Raw genomic sequence first — 18,063 nt, 5'->3', positions numbered from 1 at the left:
GCCGATGCCGCAGGGACAGCCGTCCGTCGTTCCCGACGACGGACTCACCACCCGTCAGCGCCGTAACAAGCCGCTGGTGATGGTGCATACGGGTCAGGGCAAGGGGAAGTCGACGGCGGCGTTCGGGCTCGCGTTGCGGGCCTGGAACCAGGGCTGGCCGGTCGGGGTGTTCCAGTTCGTGAAGTCGGCGAAGTGGAAGGTCGGCGAGGAGCGGGCGCTGAAGGTGCTGGGCGCGACCGGGGAGGGCGGCGCCGTCGACTGGCACAAGATGGGCGAGGGCTGGTCGTGGGTGCAGCGCGACCGGCAGTTCAGCAACGAGGAGGCGGCCCGGGAGGGCTGGGAGCAGGTCAAGCGGGATCTGGCCCGGGAGGCGTACCGGCTGTACGTCCTGGACGAGTTCGCCTATCCGCTGCACTGGGGGTGGGTGGACACCGCCGAGGTGATCTCGGTACTGCGGGACCGGCCGGGCAACCAGCATGTGGTGATCACGGGCCGGAACGCGCCGGAGGAGCTGTTGTCCTTCGCGGACCTGGTGACGGAGATGACGAAGGTGAAGCACCCGATGGACGCGGGTCAGAAGGGGCAGCGGGGCATCGAGTGGTAGCGCGTCTCGTCGTCGCGGCGCCCGCCTCGGGCAGCGGCAAGACCATGGTGGCGACCGGGCTGATGGCCGCGTTCGCGGAGTCGGGGCTCGCGGTCTCCCCGCACAAGGTGGGTCCGGACTACATCGACCCGGGTTACCACGCGCTGGCCACCGGGCGGCCCGGCCGGAATCTGGACGCCTATCTGTGCGGCCCCGACCTGGTGGCCCCGTTGTTCGCGCATGGCGCGGCGGGGTGTGATCTGGCCGTCGTGGAGGGCGTGATGGGCCTCTACGACGGAGTGTCGGGGCAGGGCGAGCTGGCGTCCACGGCGCATGTGGCGAAGCTGCTGAAGGCCCCGGTGGTCCTGGTGGTCGACGCTTCGTCGCAGTCCCGTTCGGTGGCGGCGCTGGTCCACGGCTTCGTCTCCTGGGATCCGGAGGTCCGGATCGGCGGGATCCTCCTCAACAAGGTGGGGTCGCCGCGGCACGAGGAGCTGTTGCGGGACGCGCTGGAGTCGGTGGGCGTTCCGGTGCTGGGGTCGCTGCCCCGGGGGCCGGAGGTGGCGACGCCGTCGCGGCATCTGGGGCTGGTTCCGGTGGCGGAGCGGAGCACCGACGCGACGGCCGCGGTGTCGGCGATGGCCGCGCTGGTCCGGGCCCACTGCGACCTGCCGGGTCTGCTGGCCCTGGCCCGTACGGCTCCCCCGCTGACCGACCCGGCGTGGAGTCCGGAACCGGCCGGGGAGCGGGTGGAGCCGGCCCGGTCCGAGCCGTCGTACCCGGCGGTACCGGCGGCGGTCGCCACCGGGGCGATACCGGTGGCCGCCGGATCCGTGGCGGTCGCCGCCGGGGCGGCCGGTGGACCGGCCGGCTCGGGCGCGGGGCTCGCGGCGGGCGGTTCCGGGCCGCTGCTCCGGGGCGCCCCGGTGGGCGTGCCGGGGCCGGGTGACACGGCGGGGAACGGAACGGTTCCGGGCGGGCGGCGGGCGGTCGTGGCCGTCGCCGGGGGCGCGGCGTTCACCTTCGGGTACGCGGAGAACGCCGAACTGCTGCGGGCGCACGGCGCGGAGGTCGTCGTCTTCGACCCCGTACGGGACACGGAGCTGCCCGAGGGGACTTCGGGGATCGTCATCGGCGGCGGGTTCCCCGAGGTGTACGCGGACGCGCTCTCCGCCAACGAGCCGATGCGGCGGGCCGTGGCCGCGTTCGCCCGCGCGGGCCGTCCCGTCGCGGCGGAGTGCGCGGGGCTGCTCTATCTGACGAAGTCGCTTGACGGCCGTCCGATGTGCGGGGTGCTCGACGCCGAGGCCCGGATGACGAAGCGGCTGACCCTGGGCTACCGGGAGGCGGTCGCCGTCGGCGAGAGCGTGCTGGCCGCCACTGGCAGCCGGATCCGGGGCCACGAGTTCCACCGGACCGTGGTCGAGCCGGGCGCGGGTGCCGATCCCGCCTGGGGGCTGCTGCGGCCCGAGCGGCGGACGGAGGGATTCGTCCAGGGCGGGGTGCACGCCAGCTATCTGCATACGCACTGGGCGGCCACGCCCGAGGTCGCCCGCCGCTTCGTGGCGAAGTGCGGGCGATGAACGAGGGGCCCGGAGGTGCTTGCGGCGGTCCGGGGAACGGTGACGCGGTGTCCCGGTCCGGGACACCCAGGGCCGGAGCACCCGGGGCCGGGATGTCCCGGGCCGTCTGCCGGGCGGCGGGGTCCGGGCGGCTCCGGGCGCGTCGGGGGCTCCGGGCGGGTCTTCGGTTCCGGTCGGGACTCGGCCTTCGGTGCCAGAGGGGCGGCTGGAGCGGTCGGGCGGAGCGTCCGAAGCCTTTGCAGAATCGTTTTTCCTGCGCCTGGGCGCGGTTGCGGGGGCGGGCGCTTCCGGCAGGTCGCCGGCCGGGGCGGGATCACTCGGCGAGGCCGACCACCAGCCAGATGAAGCCGACGCCGCCGACCGTGCAGAGCAGGGTGGAGCGGGCGGGGTGGGTGTGGTGGGCCTCGGGCAGGATCTCGGCGGCGGCGAGATAGAGCAGGGCGCCGCCGAAGAAGCCGAGATACGCCCCGAGGGCTTCGACGGGGATGGTGAACAGCAGGGTCGACGCCGCGCCGACGACCGGGGCGCACGCGTCGGCGAAGAGCATCGCGAGGGCCTTCCTGCGGGTGTTCCCGTAGGCGCTGGTGAGCGTGTAGGTGTTGAAGCCGTCGGCGAAGTCGTGGGCGACGACCGCGAGGGCGACGGTCAGCCCCATCGCCTCGCCGACCTGGAAGGCGGCGCCGATCGCGATGCCGTCCATCAGGCTGTGCCCCACCATCGCGGCGGCGGCCGTGAGTCCGACCTGGGGTACCCGTGGCCGCCCTGCGGCCGGGGCGGGCGCCGGGGCGACGGCGATGGCCGCCCCGGCCGCCCCGGATGTGCCGACGGCCGGGACCGGGACGGTCTCCGTCGCGCCGTGCGAGGCGCTGCGTACGGCGAGGAGACGCTCCACCAGATGCGCGGTGAGAAAGCCGCCGACGAAGAGCAGCAGCGCCTGGGGGACGCCGAAGACCGGGGGCCCGGTGGCCTCCAGAGCCTCGGGCAGCAGATCGAGACCGACGACCCCGAGCATCAGTCCGCCCGCCAGCCCCAGAACGAGGTGACGGCGGTCGGTGACGCGATGGGCCGCCCAGCCGCCGACCAGCGTCATCAGAAACGCGCCGAGCGCGACGAACACCGCCATGCGCCCTTGCTAGCGGATTGAGCCCCGTCATATCTCCTTCACACCCGTCTCCTTCACCCGATTGCCCGAACACCGGCGGTCGGGACCCGCGTCTGCCGCGAGCCGGGGCCCTGGAGATCGGGTCCGGAGCCGGGGCAGGAGCCGGACGCCCGGCGCCGGAAGCGCGCGGCGGGGACGGCTGGTGGCCGGGGCTGCCCGTGGAGGGCGCGGTCGCCGTCGTGTCCCGCGCCGTCGCGGCCGGGTCCCCGGTGGAGCTGCGGCCGGACACCGTACGGCCCCTGCCGCCGCTCCCGCCGAACCTGGCGGCCGGGGCGGCGGGTGCCGGGGCTCAGGGTGTCGCCGTGCTCCGGGTCACCGACCGGCTGGTCGAGCCGGACCCGGCGACGGCGGTCCTGCGTCCGCCGTCGCTGGTGGTCGGGGTCGGCGCGGTCCGGGGGGTGTCGGCCGACGAGGTCACCGGGCTCGTACTGGCCGCCCTTCGCGACGCGGGCCTCTCGCCGCTGAGCGTCGCCGAACTCGCCACCGTGGACACGAAGGCCGCCGAACCGGGCCTGCTCGGCGCGGCGGAGCGGCTGGGGGTGCCGCTGACGGCCTGTCCGGCGGAGCGGCTCGCGCGGATCCCCGTACCGCATCCGTCCGAGGCGGCGCTGAGGGCCGCCGGTACCCCGTCGGTGGCGGAGGCCGCGGCCCTGGCGGGCGGCGGGGAACTCCTCGTACCGAAGCGGAAGTCGACGCCCGTGGGGCGGGCGGCGGGGGCGACGTGCGCGGTGGCGCGCCGGGTGCCGCGCGGGCGGCTCGCGATACTCGGTACGGCTCCGCTCGCCCCGGGTCCCCTCGCCCCGCACCTCGTCGCCGAACTGCGCCGGGCGGCCTTCGTGGTGGGGCCCGGCCGGTGTGCCGACGGGGTACGCCGACTGCTGCGGCCAGGTACCCGGTTCCTGCGGTCGGAGTCGGCCGGGGAACGGATCCGTACGGCGATCGCCCGCGCCGGGGCCGGGGGCGCGGTGGCGCTGCTCGGCGACGGTACGGAAGGCGGTCGTGAGGCCCACGGGAACAACGGGGACAGCGGGGACAGCGGGCGCCAGGAGGGCAAAGAGGCCGGCCGGGGTCGTCCGACGACGGTCCCCGCCCCGTTCGGAGAGGTCGCGCGGCTCGCCGAAGCGGTGGCGGGGGCGGTGGCCGAGGGGGCGGACGTTGTCGATCTGGTCGTCGTTCCCGGGACGGCCGACGCGTACGGCCCCCGGGACCCCGGCTCCGGGCCGGGGCATGTCGTCATCGGGCTGGCCGATCCGTACGCCCCCTCGGTGCCCGCGTCCGAACGGCTCCGGGCCGCGGCGGCGACGGATGCCGTGATCACTCTCTACGGCCCGCACCGCCCGGGGGGCCTCGCCGGGACGTGGGTGTCGGCGCTGGCCGTGCTCGCGGAGCGCCGGCCGCCCGAAACGCCGGTGATGATCGTCCGAAATTCGTCGCGACCACATGATTCCGGCCGACTGACCACCTTGGGCCGAGTGGATCCGGCCCGCGTGGACATGATGACCGTCGTGACGGTCGGCAACACGGCCACCCGCACGATCGCGGGCCCCGCGGCGACCCCGCGCGGCCATCGGTGGCAGTCATGACGGCGGATATCCCGTCGCGGAGACCCGGCGCCCCCAGGACGGGGGCGCCCACCGGCGCGCGGTGGCGAAGACCGGGCATCGCCCGGCCGAGACCCGGCCCGTGGACGACGGGCCGGTCCCCCGGGCATGCCGGGATACGGCATCGCGGACCGGGGGTGCGGCCCCCTGCCCGACGACTTGGCCCCGGGCGGTCCGGGACCGGTGACACGATTCCATGGACCGGGCCCGCCGGGACACCGCCCCGCGCGCCGACCGGGCGCGCCGGGTACGGCCCCACTCCGGTGTGCGCCGACGCCCCCACCCGGGCGGACGCGTACACCCCGGTCCGGTCCGGCGAGCGTCCCCGCCCGGATCGGGGCGCCCCACGGAATGTCCCCGGTGTGCTCCGGGGGCGGATCCGGCGGGGCGCGACAGGACGTGTGCGCCCGGGTACGCCGGGGCGCGGTCGGCGGGCGGAAGCGCCCGGCGCTTGGGGAACCACCGGACGGGTAATCCCCCGGAATCCCCGGACGAGAACGAAGTGCCAAGCCGGGTTCCGTTTTTGGTATCCGCCATGGGACCGTCGTCCTCCGGCCATGCCGTGGCGGAAACACCCGCCACACGTCCCCCCACCGTCTCCGCCGACCCCTGTCACCGTCACCGTCACCACCCGTACGTCCACCCTCACCCCGGAGCCGTTCTATGAGCCGCGCCGTCCGACCGATCCAGCGGGAGCCCTGTCCCACCCCCGGAGCCCGGCGCGAGACCGCCGTGTCCGCGTCCGCGCCCTTCCGCCCTGCCGCATCACCCCTTCCCCCTGATCGAGGAGAACGTGTGAACACCCCGCCCGCACCGCTGACAGCCGGTCACGGCGTCCGGCACGAGACCGGAGCCACGGCGTCCGGGGGCGCCGTACCGGGCCACGACACCGGCCGGGACCGGGACACGCCCCCGCCCTCCGGCATATCGGCCGGCATATCCACCGGCTCGCAGTCCGGCTCGAAGTCCGGTCCGCAGTCCGGCTCGAAGTCCGGTCCGCAGTCCGGCTCGAAGTCCGGACCGGAATCCGGACCGGCCGCCGACCCCGGTCAGGACCGGGCGGACGCCCTGTCCGCCGCCGTGGAGCGGACGATCGCCGCGGCGCTCGACGAGACCACGGCGGCCGATCGGTCCGATGTATCGATCCTGCTGGTCGGCCCGGGTTCGACCGGCCGGGACGGCCACGCCGGTCCGCGGGCGGCGATCCCGGCGTTGGCACGGAACGGAGGGTTCACGGCGGTCGAGACCGCCTTCGTCTCCCTCGCCGCGCCCGATGTGCCGAGCGGGCTCGACCGCTGTCTGCGCCCGGGGACGCGCCGGATCGTCGTCGTACCGTCCGCGCCCCTCACCGGCGCCCTGTCCGAGCGGCTGCGGAAGCAGACGGCACGCTGGGCCACGGACCATCCGGAGGTGGCCGTGGTGACGGCCGGGGACCCGTCCGGGCCGGAAGGCGTCCCGGGGGACGCCGGGACCGAAGGCGTCGAGGGCGTCACGGGGAACGTCACGGGGGACATCCGCCCGGCGGGCGGGAAACCGGACCAGGAATCCGGGGCGCACGGACGTACACAGGGTCACGGGGGACGGGACCACGACGGGGAGCACGGCCCCGGCACGGGACTCGGCCGGCACGGCAGCCATGTACACGCCCACTGACCCATTCGACCTGCGCCACCACGGTGACGCGGAGATGCGGGACGCCGCCGCGGGCCTGACCGACCTCGCGGTGAACGTACGGACCGGCACTCCCCCGCCGTGGCTGCGCGAACGGATCGCCGATTCGCTGACGTCCCTCGCGGCCTACCCGGACGGGCGCTCCGCCCGGGACGCCGTCGCCGAACGCCATGGGCTCGCGCCGCAGCGGGTCCTTCTGACGGCCGGGGCGGCGGAGGCGTTCGTGCTGATCGCCCGGGTCGCCGGGGAGTTGGGGGTGGAACGGCCGCTGGTCGTGCATCCCCAGTTCACGGAACCGGAGGCGGCGCTGCGGGACGCCGGGTTCGAGGTGTCCCGGCTGCTGCTGCGCGAGGAGGAGGGCTTCACCCTCGACCCGGCCTCGGTGCCCGAGGACGCGGATCTGGTGGTGATCGGCAATCCGACGAATCCGACGTCCGTCCTCCATCCGGCGTCCGCGATCGCCGCACTGGCCAGGCCCGGCCGGCTGCTGGTGGTGGACGAGGCGTTCATGGACGCCGTTCCGGACGAGGTCCAGACCCTGGCGGACCGTACCGACGTCCCCGGCCTGGTCGTGCTCCGCAGTCTGACCAAGACCTGGGGGCTCGCCGGGCTGCGGATCGGGTACGTCCTGGCGGATCCGGACACGGTACGCGCCCTGGAACGGGCGCAGCCGCTCTGGCCGGTCTCGACCCCGGCGCTCGCGGCGGCGGAGGCGTGCATGGACCCGGCGGCCCTGAAGGAGGCCGAGCAGGCGGCCCGGCGGATCGCCGTCGAACGCGCGCATCTGCTGGCCGGGCTGGCGGAGTTCGAGGAGGTCCGGGTGGTGGCGGCGGCGGAGGCGTCGTTCGTCCTGCTGCATGTGCGGCGGGGCGCGCAGGTACGGGAGCGGCTGCGGCGGCTCGGGTTCGCCACCCGGCGCGGCGACACGTTCCCGGGTCTGGGGCCGGGCTGGATCCGGATCGCGGTCCGGGACCGGGCGACGACGAACCGCTTCCTCCAGGCCCTCGACCAGGCGCTGGCGATGGTCGGCCCCTGATCGGAGGGACCGGGCGGACGCCCGACGGAACGACCCGGTGGCCGATCGCCGCGGAGTACGGCGGCCGGCCGCCGGGGCGGGTCCCGGCAAGTCGTACGGGGCGTACGAGTCGTACGGGACGTCCTGTCGCGGCGAGCGGGCTCCCGGGGCGTACCGGAATGACCGGAGTGCCCCTCGGTGTCTGATACCGCGTCAGCCGGACGTCCGGAGGGTATAGGGAAATCGCCCGGCGGACTCCCGCCGGGGTTTCCCGACCGGAGGGGCCCGGAATGAACCGGAACCGACGTCGTACGCTCGTCGCCGCGGCGGCCGCGCTGTTTCTGGCCGTGGAGGTGACCGTCGTCCAGTTGTATCTGCCACTGGGACAGGGGGTACGGCTGGCCGTCTGCGGAGTGATCGCGGGCGCGACCGCGTTATGGCTCTGGGCCGCCCTCGGCCACCGCTCCGAGGACGGCGAATCCTCCTGTCCGAGACCGGAGAGGGCCCCGGGGACGCCCCGTTGCGAAGGCGGCCGGGCCACGGGCGCCCGTGCGCGCGGCCGGGGTACGCCTCTGCCGTAAGCCCGCCCCGCGCCCGCCGCCCGAGGTGCCGTACGCCTCCGGGGACGTACGGCCCCGAAGGCGTACGTCCCCGGGGACGTACGGCTCCGGAGGCGGCCCGCGTCAGTCGGCGCCCGCCGCGTGGGCGGTACCGGCGCAGATGTCGCGATACGGCGCCCCCGGGATCAGCCGCCGCCATTCGGCGCGGGTCAGCGGGCCGCCCGCGCGGCGGCAGACCGCGTCCGCCGACGCCGCCGTACCGATCGGATAGGCCCGGAGCGGCACCCGGTCGCCCCCGGCGTACAGCACCGTGCCGCCGGGCCCGAACCGCAGATCCACGACGGCGTCCCCCGGTGTCGGCAGCGGCAGTCCGACGGGGCGCCGGGTGGCCACGTCCCAGAGCGTGAGAGTGCCGTCGCCCGAACCGACCGCGAGGGTCCGGGCGTCGGGCGAGAAGGCGAGGGCCGTGACCGAGGCGACCGCGGTGGCGCGTCCGGACGCGACCAGCTCCCCCAGCCGGCGGCGGAGCCCGCCGTCCCAGAGGGTCACCCGGCCGAAGAGGTCCCCGGCGGCCAGCAGGGCGCCGTCGGGGCCGAAGACGGGCAGCACGCCCGATCCGATGTCGCGGGCGCCCGGCAGCGGCGTCCCGGCGGGCAGTCGGCGGGCGTTCCCGGTGGAGTCCACCAGCCGCCGCCCGTCGGGGGATACGGCGAGGGCGAAGCCGCCCGCGCCGCCGGGGAGCGCGGCGCGGGGCGCCGGGCGGGCCGGATCCCACACATGGAGCGTGTCCTCGCCCCTGGGTCCGGTGCCGGGGACGAGCAGGGTCCGGCCGTCGGGCGCGTAGCTCACCTGGCCCCAGGACAGAGGCGCGAGCACGGGTCCGGCCGTGGCGGTGGTGACGGTGTGCCGGACCGTGTCCCAGAACCGGACCCGGCGGCTCCGGGCGTCGGGGCCTTCGGGTTCCCGTACTCCGTAGGCGAGGGTCGCGCCGTCGGGCCGGAAGGCGACGAAGGCGGGGCAGCGCCGGTCGCGGGGTGCGGCGATCGTGACGCACGGCAGGGCCGGTGGCTCGTACCGCTCGCCGGTGCGCAGATCGTGGACGGTGATCCGGACGGTGGCCCGTTCGCCCGCCCCGTCCAGGTCTTCCCCGGCCGCTCCCGGTGGCCGTGCCGGAGCCCGGCCGGACGCGGCGCCGGACCCGGACCCGGACTCGGATTCGGACGCGGCGCCGGAGGCCGACGGGTCGGCGGGGCCGGTGGTGGCGGTGGCGTAGAGCCGTCCGTCCGGACTGAACGCGGTCGCCGTCGTGGCCCCGGCCCGCCACCCCCGTTCCATGAGGACGGGTGCCGCGTCGACCGTACGGACGGTGGCCGCCCAGTCGTCGCCCGAGCCGCTGAGATAACCGAGCCGTCCGCCCGGTCCGAAGCGGAGCTGGGACGCCCGCTCCCCGTGCAGCGGTCGGCGCAGTACGGGCAGCCCCGGGCGGGCGAGCCGGATCACCGACACGGCCTCGGGGTCGGCGACCGCCAGAAACGTCCCGTCGGCGCCGAACCGGATCTCGTCGGCGTCCGGATGCGGTACGGCGGGGCGCTCGGCGCCGGTCGACGTGTCCCAGAGCCGGATCCGGTCGTCGTCGGCGACGGCCAGGGTCCGGCCGTCGGGTGCGAACGCGACCGTCTCCCGGGCGCACTGCGGCGCCGTCGCCTCCGGGGCCCGGGCGAGGGTCCGCCGGCGCTTGGTGGACATGTCCCACAGTTCGAGCGGCGCTCCCGGGAGGCAGCGGGCGAGCCGTCGCCCGGTGGGGTCGAGGGTGACGTCCTGGGCGGGGAGGCCGATGGACCGGGCCTCACGGCCGAGCCGGAGCTCCTGGTCGAAGGGGTCGATCGCGGCCAGGAACACGCCGTCCGGGGGCGCGGGGGCCGGGACGGGCGGCAGGGCGAGGAGAACGGTGCCGTCCTCGGCGTCCCGGACCACGGCCCGCTGCCGGGGCGGGGTTTCCGTACCGCCGGACGCCGTCGTTCCGCCGGTCCGGCGGCCGGGCCGGGCGATGTCCTCCGTCCCCGCGACGCCCTCCGTCCCGGCGGCGGGCGCCGTACGGCCGGGCACGGTCTCGTAGGTGATCAGGGTGCGGCCCCCGGGTCCCTGTTCGGCGCCGCCGTCGGCCCGGTGGGCGGGGCCGCGGAGCGTGCCGCGCGCCAGATCCCGGATCCGTACGGTCCGCTCCCCGTCGCGGCCCGTCGCGAACTGCGGCAGCCACTCCGCGTCCGCGCGCGGTGCCGCGACCCTCGACAGGGAGTCGCCGAGACCCGGCAGGGTGCGCAGCCGACGTCCGCTGGCGACGTCGATGACGACGACGGCCCGGGCGCCGACGCTGGTCAATGTGGTGCCGTCGGCGCCGAGATGCCGTACGACGCCGTCCCCGCTCTCGGGGTCGGTGAAGGCGGCGGTGTCGGGTTGGGCAGCCGCGCCGAGCAGCGCCGAACGGGTCTCGGGGGTGTCGGCGATCCGCCGGGCGGCCAGCCCGAGACGCATCGCGGTGACCGGATCGGAGCGGCGCAGGGACTCGGCGACCCCGGCGACCCGGCGGGCCTCGTCCTCGATCCGGCGGCGTTCGGCGTCCTGCCGCTGCTGGAGGGTGATCAGGCCCGCGACGAGGGCGGTGGCGAGCAGTGCGCACAGGACGGCCAGCCGGAGCCGGGAACGGCGGCGGACCCGGGTACGGGCCGTCAGGCTGGCGGTGAGGAACGCCGCCTCCCCGGGCGTCAGTTCGCCGGGGCGGGAGCGGGCGTCGCCGAAGGACTCGGCGGCGGCGGCGAGCCGGACGCCCCGGTAGAGGGCGCCCGGGTCCCGGCCGAGGCCGTGCCAGACGTCGGCGGCTCCGGCGAGGTCCCGGCGGAGGCGGAGCCGGTCCCGGTCCTCGTCGATCCAGCGGCGCAGCCGGGGCCAGGCCGTGAGCAGCGACTCGTGGGCCAGTTGGACGGTGTCGGCCGGGGACCCGCCCGGCTCACCCGGACCCGCGTGTTCGTCCCGCCCGTCCCGCCCGTCCCGCCCGTCCGAAGGGTCCCGGCCGTCTTCCGTCGCCGGGGTGTCGAGGGTCAGCAGCCGGGCGCGGGCCAGGCGTTCGAGTACGGCGGCCGACTCCACCGGGTCGGCGGCGGTCAGTTCGGCCCGGGACGCGGGCCGCCGGGTGTCGCGGCTGCCGTCCGCGCTGTCCGGCGCGGGCGCCACGAGCCGTAGCAGCAGCAGCCGGGCGACGGCCCGACGTTCCGGGGTCAGCTCCGCGTACAGTTCCTCGGCGGTCCTGGCGATCGCGCCGCTCAGCCCCCCGGCGGCGGTGTAGGCGGCCTCGGTGAGGGTACGGCCCCGGCGGCGGTGCCAGGTCTCCAGCAGGGCGTGGGACATCAGCGGCAGCCCGCCGGGTTCGTCGGCGATCTCGTCGAGGACCCGGGCCGTCAGGCCGCGTTCCACCAGCAGTCCGGCCCGGGCGGCGGGGCCGGTGATCGCGGCGCGCAGTTCGTCGGGGGTCATCGGCGGCAGGGGCAGCGTGTGTTCGGCGGCGGCCTCGGCGAGCGGCCGGTACCGGGCGCAGTGCGGATAGAAGTCGGCCCGTACGGCGATCAGGACGCGGGCGCCGGGCCGTTCGGACCAGGCGAGCAACCGGTCGATGAAGAGGGCGCGTTCGACGGGGTCGGTACAGAGGGTGAAGATCTCCTCGAACTGGTCGACGACGAGCAACGGCCCGTCCCCGGCCGCCCGGTGCGTCTGTTCGGGCGCGTCGGCGGGGCGCGCCGGGCCGGAGGGGCGGCGCGGGGTCGCGGACTCCGTCGCGGGCGGCGCGGCGACCGCGCGTACGGAGGTGGTGGCGGGACCCGTCGCCGCCCGGCCGCTCGCCGGGACGGCGGCGGCGGAACCATCGGTCCCCGCCGCGACGTCCGTACGCGCGGTCGCCGGACCGGTCGCCGCCGTTCCGCTCCGACGGACACCGGACCCGGCGAAACCCGCCGCCGCCTCCGCGCCCGCCGTATCCGCCACGCGCGCGGACACCGCGCCCGTCCCCGGAGCGGGTCCGGCCGAACCCGGCGCCCGGGAAGCGCCGTTCGACGGCACCGGACCCGGCACCGCGCCGACGGGGCCCGCGCCCGCCGCGAGTTCCGGCTCCGGGGCCGTGAGGCCCGGGACGCGGCCCGGGTGGGCGCCGGGGGTGAGGACCCGGATCGACGCCGGACGGTACGCGGCGCCCGGCCCCGGCTCCCGGAGCCGGGGGATCAGCCCGGCCCGCAGCAGCGACGACTTGCCGGACCCCGAAGGACCCACGAGCAGGGTCAGCCGCCGGGCGGCGACGGCCGCGACGAGCCGGTCCGCGACCCGGTCGCGGCCGAAGAACCGGTCGCGGTCGCCGGGCTCGTAGCGCGCCAGCCCCTGGTAGGGCGCGGGTTCGGCACGGGCGTGGACGGCGGCCTCCTCGGTGCGCGCCGCCTCGGCCTCGTACCACCGCCGCTCCCATACTGCGCGGTCGCCGCCGCACGCCTCGGCGTAGGCGAGGGCGACCGGCAGCGACGGCAGCCGGTCACCGGCCGCCGCCTGGGCGAGGGTGGCGGTCGCGAAGTGGGTTCTGCGGGCCAGTTCGCGGTAGGTGATCCCGCCCGCCTCGGCGCGCAGCCGCCGCAGTTCGCAGGCGAACCGGGCGACCGGCCCGTCCGCCGGGTCCAGTGGTCTTTCCTTGCGTCCCATCGTGGCGTCCCGTCCCCCGATTGCCTGGTCGGCCGCCCGTCGGCGGCCGGATCAGGGTGGCGGCGGCACACCGGGCCCGACAAGGGGTTCCGCCGCCGGGCGTGGCGGGGCGAACGGATTGTCCACGGTGATCGAAGGGCCCTCCCGGACAATCCGCGGGGCCGGGAACGTGGCATCGGAGCCCACGACCGGTGGGCGTCCGGAGAGATCCGGGAACATCCGGCGAAAGGAAGGCGGACGGTGCGCACAGTTCGGAAGCAGTATCGGAATCAGAAGCTCCGCGAGTACGGACGGACGGCGCTGGCGGCTACGGGGGCGTTCCTCGTGATCGGCGGGCTGACCGGGGCGGCCCCGGCGAGCGCCGCCCCGGCGACCGCCGACTACGGCACGCTGGCCAAATGCGGCAGCAATCCGCCGATCACCATCCCCGGCGGGGAACTCCACTTCAGGATCGACTGCGGGACGACGGTCACCCGGGTGACGGGCTGGTACAAGGACACCAGGGCCGACGGCAAGTGCGTCCGGGTCCGGATCTGGTGGCCGGGCAACGAGGCGTACACCCACGGCCCGAAGGCGTGCCCGGAGGGCAAGATCGTGGAGTTCGACCACAACGGCAAGACGCACCGGCAGGCCCCGGGCGTGGAGCTGATGTCCATCGGCTGACGCCGCCGCGCCCGCGCGCCGTGGGCGGCGGCCCGGGGGACCGCCCACGGCGACCACGGCACAACGCGTTACGACGGTACGGGGGCGGTACGGCGGTACGAGACCCGGCGCTCCCGGTCCCGTACCGCCCGCCGTACACACCCCTCCCCCACCCCGGCGGCACTTCCCCACTTCCCCCACCCCACCCCACTCCGGTGCCGGGCCCGTAACGCGGTACGGGCCCGGCACCGGCCTTCCCGGGCCCGCCCCGCCGGGCGCTACCGATAGCCGTCCAGGCCGTCGGCGACCTCCGCGTCGTCGCCGTCCCGCAGGCCGTAGAGGGCCTGCTGAAGGGCGAACGTGCCGCGGATCGCGGTGATCCGGTCCGTCGTCGCGCCGTCCGTCCAGCCGCCCAGCTCCCGGACCCGGGCGAGCAGTCCGTCGCCGTGACTCGCCCCGACGGCGGCCAGATCGACGGCGGGGTCGCCCAGGGCGACCTCGTCCCAGTCCACGACACCGCTCAGCCTCGGCAGCCCGGACTCGGTCTCCCACAGCACGTTCTCGGCGCCGAGATCGCCGTGGACCACGGCCCCGTCGAGCGGGGGCAGGGCCTCGGCGGCGGTCAGCTCCCGCTCCGCCCGGGCCCGGCCCGCCGCCGACATCAGCGGGAACAGCGACTCCCGCGCCCCGGCCGCGAACTCCCGCCACTCCTCCGCCCGTACCGGAGGCAGTACGGCCCGGGTACGGGACTCGGCGCCCGCGTCCCGGAGTCCGCTGAGCAGCTCCGCGTACTGCCGGGCCACGGCTTCGAACGCGGCCGGGGAGCGGAGCGCACCCGCCGCGAGCGGCGCGCCGGGGACCCGGGTCAGGACCAGGTACGGCGGTACGTCGCCGTCACGGGCGACCGGCTCCCCGAGCGGGGCCGGGACGCGGAAGGCGAGTCCGGCGCCGGACAGGGCGCGCAGCACCGCCGCCCGCGCGGGCAGCCGGGCCTCGGCCGCGCCGGTCCTGGCGAAGCAGATCACCCGGTCCGTGCCCACCACGACCCGGTGGAACTGCCCCTCGTGGACGGCGAACGGGCCGGTCCCTCCCCCGGCCGGCAGTCGGGCCGACAGCGCTCGGTACGGCAAGGGGTCTCCCATGGCGGTGGTACCTCTCCTCGTCAGTCTTCCTGCCGGGCTTCCGGCCCGCCGGACCGGCGCACGCGGGTGGCCGGTGACGGACTCACGGCCATCCTCCCCGGGCCCGGCGCCCGGGTCGCGCGGGTTTCCCCCACGCCCGCGCGCCTCCACGCCCCTCCCGGTACCGCGCCCGTACGCCCCGCCCCCGGCCCGGCGCGCCTCCGGATCCGTACACCCGGCCCTGGGTTCGGACCCGGACCTGCCGGTTCCTCTTCCGGCACCCCCGCTTCCTGCCGCCGCCGCGGGCTCCGCCCTCCTCCGAACATCCGCGAGCGCTCCACACGACCCGCACCAACGCTTTCCGGCCGTCGTCGGGTCGACTGCGCCGGTTTCAGGACGTCGTGTGCGCGGGCGCGCGTACCGGCGCGCGATCCGGCCATGATCCGCACGGACGCGACGGTGCGCCCCGCCCCCGGGCGACGTCCGGGCGGCGCCCGCCCGTCCGCCCCGACCACCCCGGATCACCGCCACCGCGCAGGAGGAGCCTTCCGATGTCCACCGCCCGTGCCCGTGTCAGTTCGGCCGTGATGACCCACCCTGTACGCCGTGTTCAGGCCCAGGAGCTGTGCGACCGGCTGGGGCTCGGCGGGCTGGCCGTCGACCCCGAACCCGACGGACCGCCGTCGGCGCTGCGAACGGCCCTGGTGGCCTGGGCCCGGATCGCCGACGGCGCCACCCACCAGCTGATGATCCAGGACGATGTCGCGGCACCCGACGACTTCGTCGATCTGGTGGCGCACTGCGCCGACCGGTTCCCCGCCGACGCCCTGGCGTACTACACCAACTGGCACGCCCGTAACGGGGCCGCGGCCCGGCTCGCGGCTCTCGCGGGCGCGGGCTGGGTCCGGGCCGTACCGGAGGAGTTCACCCCGACGCTGGCGATCGTGCTGCCGGTCGCGACGGCCGACGCCTTCCGGCGGCACGCGACCGCGACCGGTGAGCGCCACGACGACGAGGTGATGGCCGGCTTCCTGGCCGGCCGGGGCCGCAGTGCCCTGCTCGCGGTGCCGACCGTCACCGAGCACACCGGGACCAGCAGCATCAACGGCCACGGCGCCGTCCAGGGCATCCGGCTGGCGGTCTGCCCGACCGGCTCCGAGGACGCCCGGCCGCTGCTGCTGAACGGCTGGGTGCTGGAGCTGGAGCAGTTGGACTGGCTGCCGTACATGCGGTACGGCGAGGGGTACGTGCGGCTGCCCGGCCAGGAGACCGAGGTCGCGCCGCGCCACCACTTCACCTGGCGGGAGGCGCTGCCCCGGACGGATCTGGGCGAGCACGCGGTGGCGACGGCCCTGAGCACCCTGGACGACCGGGACCGGGAGGACCGCCGGCGGGCCGGGGAGATCGCCGAGCTCTTCGGGGAGTCCTACGCCGACGAGCTGTGGATCCACTGTGCGCTGCTGGGGCGGCAGGCCCGGCTGGCCGCCCGCCGCCACGCGCCCGGGGCCCCGTATCCGGCGGAGGGCCCCGAGGCGGCGCGGCTGCGGCGGGCGGCGGTGTCCACGGTCGGCCCGGCGGGGCTGCCGCCGGAGCGGCGCCACGAGGCGGGCCGGGGACACACCGGGCTGCTGGCCGACTACGCGTCGGCCGCCGTCAGTCGCGGGGAGGCGCTGGCGGACTCGGCTCCGCCGACCGCAGATCGAAGGTGACCCAGACGGCGGGCTCCCAGTAGACGGCCCGGTCGGCGGCCCGGTCGACCCGGAGGGTGGAGAGACCCTCCGGGAAGACGTGGTCGCCGTCGGCGGGGAAGGCCATCCCGGTCCAGCTCTCCCATTCGGCGATCGTGCCGGAGATCCGGGAGGACCGTTCCATCGCGGTGGTGATCGTGCCGCCGAGCCGTACCTGGGTCCGGATCCACGGGTCGAAGGGCTCGCCGTCCTCCCGCTTCCAGTGCGCGTACTCCTCGATCGGGGCCAGCGGGTAGCGGTGCTTCCAGATCGGCCGCAGGGGGACGATGAGATCGTCGAACCCGTGGGCCCCGGCCAGATCGGTGAGCTGGGTGAGCAGCGCCCTGGAGTGGCCGCCGCCCTGGTGCGCGGGGGACACCTCGACGCCGAGGGCGACCAGGGCGTTCGGCGCCAGCCCCTGGTCGCGGGCGGTGAAGGCGGCGTCGATGGAGTCGTCGAGGCCGGAGCCGAGGCCCTCCGGGGTGCCGTCCCAGACCCGGGGCAGGGAGCGGCCCGCGCCCAGGACCGCGTCGCGCTCCTCGTCGTACAGCACGAACTGGTACTCGCGGAAATCCTCGAAGAGGCGTTTCCAGAAGCCCGGGCTGATGTCCCCGTGCAGATTGTATTCGGGGACGACCCCGGCGAACTCCTCGTCAATTCTGTCCCAGAGTTCGGGACGCTCGGAATGCAGAACGAAGCGGGGGCTCACGACTGCTCACCTTCCAGCGGCTTGACGGCTTCCCAGACGATGACGATGGGAATATCCCGCCAGGCGGCCCTGGCCGCCTCCGCGATGAATTCCTCATATCCGCCGGGGGCCAGGCTGCCGTTGAACAGCGGTTCGAAGCAGGCCCGGACCGTGAGCCCGGCGGCGGTGAATGCCCGGAGATAGTCGCTCGCCAGATGGACATGGTTGCGTACGAATGCCAGGGAGTCGTCGCCCGTGACGAAGTGGCACTGCCCCTGGAGGCTGACGACGAAGGGGTGCAGATCGGAGACGATCACCCGGCCGCCGGGGCGGACCACCCGGGCGAGTTCGGCGACCGCGTCGGTGAGATCGGGCAGATGGGTCAGGGCGAGGGTGGAGACGGCGAGGTCGACGGAGCCGTCGTCCACCGGCAGCTTCTCCAGCCGACCCTGCCGGAAGTCGGCGTCCGGCACCTTGCGCCGGGCCTGTTCCAGCATGTCAGGGGATTGATCGACGCCGATGACCCGATAGCCGCGGGCGGCCAGCGCCTCGGTCTGACGGCCGGTGCCGCAGGCGGCGTCGAGCGCCGTCCCGACCGGCCCCTGGTCGTAGAGGCCGTGCACGATCGGCTCCTCGACCTGGATGTAGGAGCTGGGCAGCGAGTCGTAGCGGCCCGCCCAGGCCGCGTATCCGGCGCCGAGGTCCAGCTCGTCCACGGACGCGCCGCCGCCGGGCAGCCCCTCACCCGAACCGCTGGCGAATTTCCTGATCTCTTCGACCCGCCGTGCCACGAAGTCGTCGTCCGCGTCGACGGCGGTACGCAGCAGCGCCAGCCCCTCGATGCCGAGGACGAACTCCCGCACCCGGAATTCAGATTTCTCCGACAACATCGACACCCTCTCGACCGGGGTTTCCCAGGGAAACCCGATTCTGCTCGTACCCTGCCGGCAGACCATCACCGTGTTGTCGCGTTTTTCCG

13 protein-coding genes are annotated in these 18,063 nt (G+C 75.8%); 8 read left to right on the top strand and 5 right to left on the bottom strand.

The genetic code is table 11. The annotated features are described in order from the left end of the window. Positions 1–4 precede the first annotated feature (4 nt). Both cobO and ABZ714_RS18760 read left to right on the top strand, forming a co-directional pair. Positions 5–604: a cob(I)yrinic acid a,c-diamide adenosyltransferase gene (gene cobO, locus ABZ714_RS18765; RefSeq protein ID WP_358826357.1), complete on the top strand. Its 600-nt coding sequence runs from the start codon at positions 5–7 to the stop codon at positions 602–604. Beyond that, positions 598–2,166, top strand: coding sequence for a cobyrinate a,c-diamide synthase (locus tag ABZ714_RS18760; protein WP_358826356.1), 1,569 nt, complete (start codon positions 598–600; stop codon positions 2,164–2,166). Before cobO ends, ABZ714_RS18760 begins: the two co-directional genes overlap by 7 nt. A gap of 313 nt (positions 2,167–2,479) precedes the next feature. Here ABZ714_RS18760 and ABZ714_RS18755 read toward each other — a convergent pair whose 3' ends face one another. Next, entirely contained in the window at positions 2,480–3,289 is an 810-nt protein-coding gene (locus tag ABZ714_RS18755) for a ZIP family metal transporter (RefSeq protein WP_358826355.1), read from the bottom strand. 197 nt (positions 3,290–3,486) lie between these two features. On the opposite strand from ABZ714_RS18755, the gene ABZ714_RS18750 reads away from it, so the two are divergent. The 4 genes from ABZ714_RS18750 to ABZ714_RS18735 all read left to right on the top strand — a co-directional run bounded on the left by ABZ714_RS18750 (position 3,487) and on the right by ABZ714_RS18735 (position 8,196). Next, positions 3,487–4,911 (top strand): cobalamin biosynthesis protein, encoded by a 1,425-nt coding sequence (locus ABZ714_RS18750; RefSeq protein WP_358826354.1) that lies wholly within the window; start codon positions 3,487–3,489, stop codon positions 4,909–4,911. Positions 4,912–5,724: 813 nt separating this feature from the next. Continuing rightward, positions 5,725–6,582, top strand: a complete 858-nt coding sequence (locus tag ABZ714_RS18745; RefSeq protein WP_358826353.1) for a CbiX/SirB N-terminal domain-containing protein — start codon at positions 5,725–5,727, stop codon at positions 6,580–6,582. Further along, positions 6,566–7,636 (top strand): Rv2231c family pyridoxal phosphate-dependent protein CobC, encoded by a 1,071-nt coding sequence (gene cobC, locus ABZ714_RS18740; RefSeq protein ID WP_358826352.1) that lies wholly within the window; start codon positions 6,566–6,568, stop codon positions 7,634–7,636. Before ABZ714_RS18745 ends, cobC begins: the two co-directional genes overlap by 17 nt. A 269-nt stretch (positions 7,637–7,905) precedes the next feature. Continuing rightward, on the top strand, positions 7,906–8,196 hold the full coding sequence (locus ABZ714_RS18735; RefSeq protein ID WP_358826351.1) for a hypothetical protein: 291 nt from the start codon (positions 7,906–7,908) through the stop codon (positions 8,194–8,196). 102 nt (positions 8,197–8,298) lie between these two features. Here ABZ714_RS18735 and ABZ714_RS18730 read toward each other — a convergent pair whose 3' ends face one another. Further along, entirely contained in the window at positions 8,299–12,906 is a 4,608-nt protein-coding gene (locus ABZ714_RS18730) for a hypothetical protein (RefSeq protein ID WP_358826350.1), read from the bottom strand. Between the two features lie 240 nt (positions 12,907–13,146). On the opposite strand from ABZ714_RS18730, the gene ABZ714_RS18725 reads away from it, so the two are divergent. Further along, the gene (locus ABZ714_RS18725) at positions 13,147–13,569 is read left to right on the top strand and encodes a hypothetical protein (RefSeq protein ID WP_358826349.1); all 423 of its coding nucleotides are present in this window, start codon (positions 13,147–13,149) and stop codon (positions 13,567–13,569) included. A 257-nt stretch (positions 13,570–13,826) separates the two neighbouring features. Here ABZ714_RS18725 and ABZ714_RS18720 read toward each other — a convergent pair whose 3' ends face one another. Next, the gene (locus tag ABZ714_RS18720; protein WP_358826348.1) at positions 13,827–14,690 is read right to left on the bottom strand and encodes an aminoglycoside phosphotransferase family protein; all 864 of its coding nucleotides are present in this window, start codon (positions 14,688–14,690) and stop codon (positions 13,827–13,829) included. Positions 14,691–15,220: 530 nt separating this feature from the next. On the opposite strand from ABZ714_RS18720, the gene ABZ714_RS18715 reads away from it, so the two are divergent. Then, entirely contained in the window at positions 15,221–16,378 is a 1,158-nt protein-coding gene (locus ABZ714_RS18715; RefSeq protein WP_358826347.1) for a hypothetical protein, read from the top strand. Here ABZ714_RS18715 and ABZ714_RS18710 read toward each other — a convergent pair. Together ABZ714_RS18710 and ABZ714_RS18705 are read right to left on the bottom strand one after the other, a co-directional pair. Continuing rightward, positions 16,323–17,105, bottom strand: coding sequence for an N-acetyltransferase (locus tag ABZ714_RS18710; RefSeq protein ID WP_358826346.1), 783 nt, complete (start codon positions 17,103–17,105; stop codon positions 16,323–16,325). The genes ABZ714_RS18715 and ABZ714_RS18710 overlap by 56 nt on opposite strands. Continuing rightward, positions 17,102–17,974 (bottom strand): class I SAM-dependent methyltransferase, encoded by an 873-nt coding sequence (locus ABZ714_RS18705; protein WP_358826417.1) that lies wholly within the window; start codon positions 17,972–17,974, stop codon positions 17,102–17,104. Before ABZ714_RS18705 ends, ABZ714_RS18710 begins: the two co-directional genes overlap by 4 nt. Positions 17,975–18,063 lie beyond the last annotated feature (89 nt).

Source organism: Streptomyces sp. NPDC006798 (assembly GCF_040635975.1).
Taxonomy (GTDB): Bacteria; Actinomycetota; Actinomycetes; order Streptomycetales; family Streptomycetaceae; genus Streptomyces.
The sequence above is the reverse complement of the archived record's forward strand: the minus strand, read 5'-3'. Positions and strand labels throughout refer to the sequence as shown.

Bases quoted from the DNA above. Each gene is read 5' to 3' on its own strand.
- cobO (WP_358826357.1), top strand. From the start codon at position 5: ATGCCGCAGGGACAGCCGTCCGTCGTTCCCGACGACGGACTCACCACC.
- ABZ714_RS18755 (WP_358826355.1), bottom strand. From the start codon at position 3,289: ATGGCGGTGTTCGTCGCGCTCGGCGCGTTTCTGATGACGCTGGTCGGC.
- cobC (WP_358826352.1), top strand. From the start codon at position 6,566: ATGTACACGCCCACTGACCCATTCGACCTGCGCCACCACGGTGACGCG.
- ABZ714_RS18735 (WP_358826351.1), top strand. From the start codon at position 7,906: ATGAACCGGAACCGACGTCGTACGCTCGTCGCCGCGGCGGCCGCGCTG.
- ABZ714_RS18730 (WP_358826350.1), bottom strand. From the start codon at position 12,906: ATGGGACGCAAGGAAAGACCACTGGACCCGGCGGACGGGCCGGTCGCC.
- ABZ714_RS18720 (WP_358826348.1), bottom strand. From the start codon at position 14,690: ATGGGAGACCCCTTGCCGTACCGAGCGCTGTCGGCCCGACTGCCGGCC.
- ABZ714_RS18715 (WP_358826347.1), top strand. From the start codon at position 15,221: ATGTCCACCGCCCGTGCCCGTGTCAGTTCGGCCGTGATGACCCACCCT.
- ABZ714_RS18705 (WP_358826417.1), bottom strand. From the start codon at position 17,974: ATGTTGTCGGAGAAATCTGAATTCCGGGTGCGGGAGTTCGTCCTCGGC.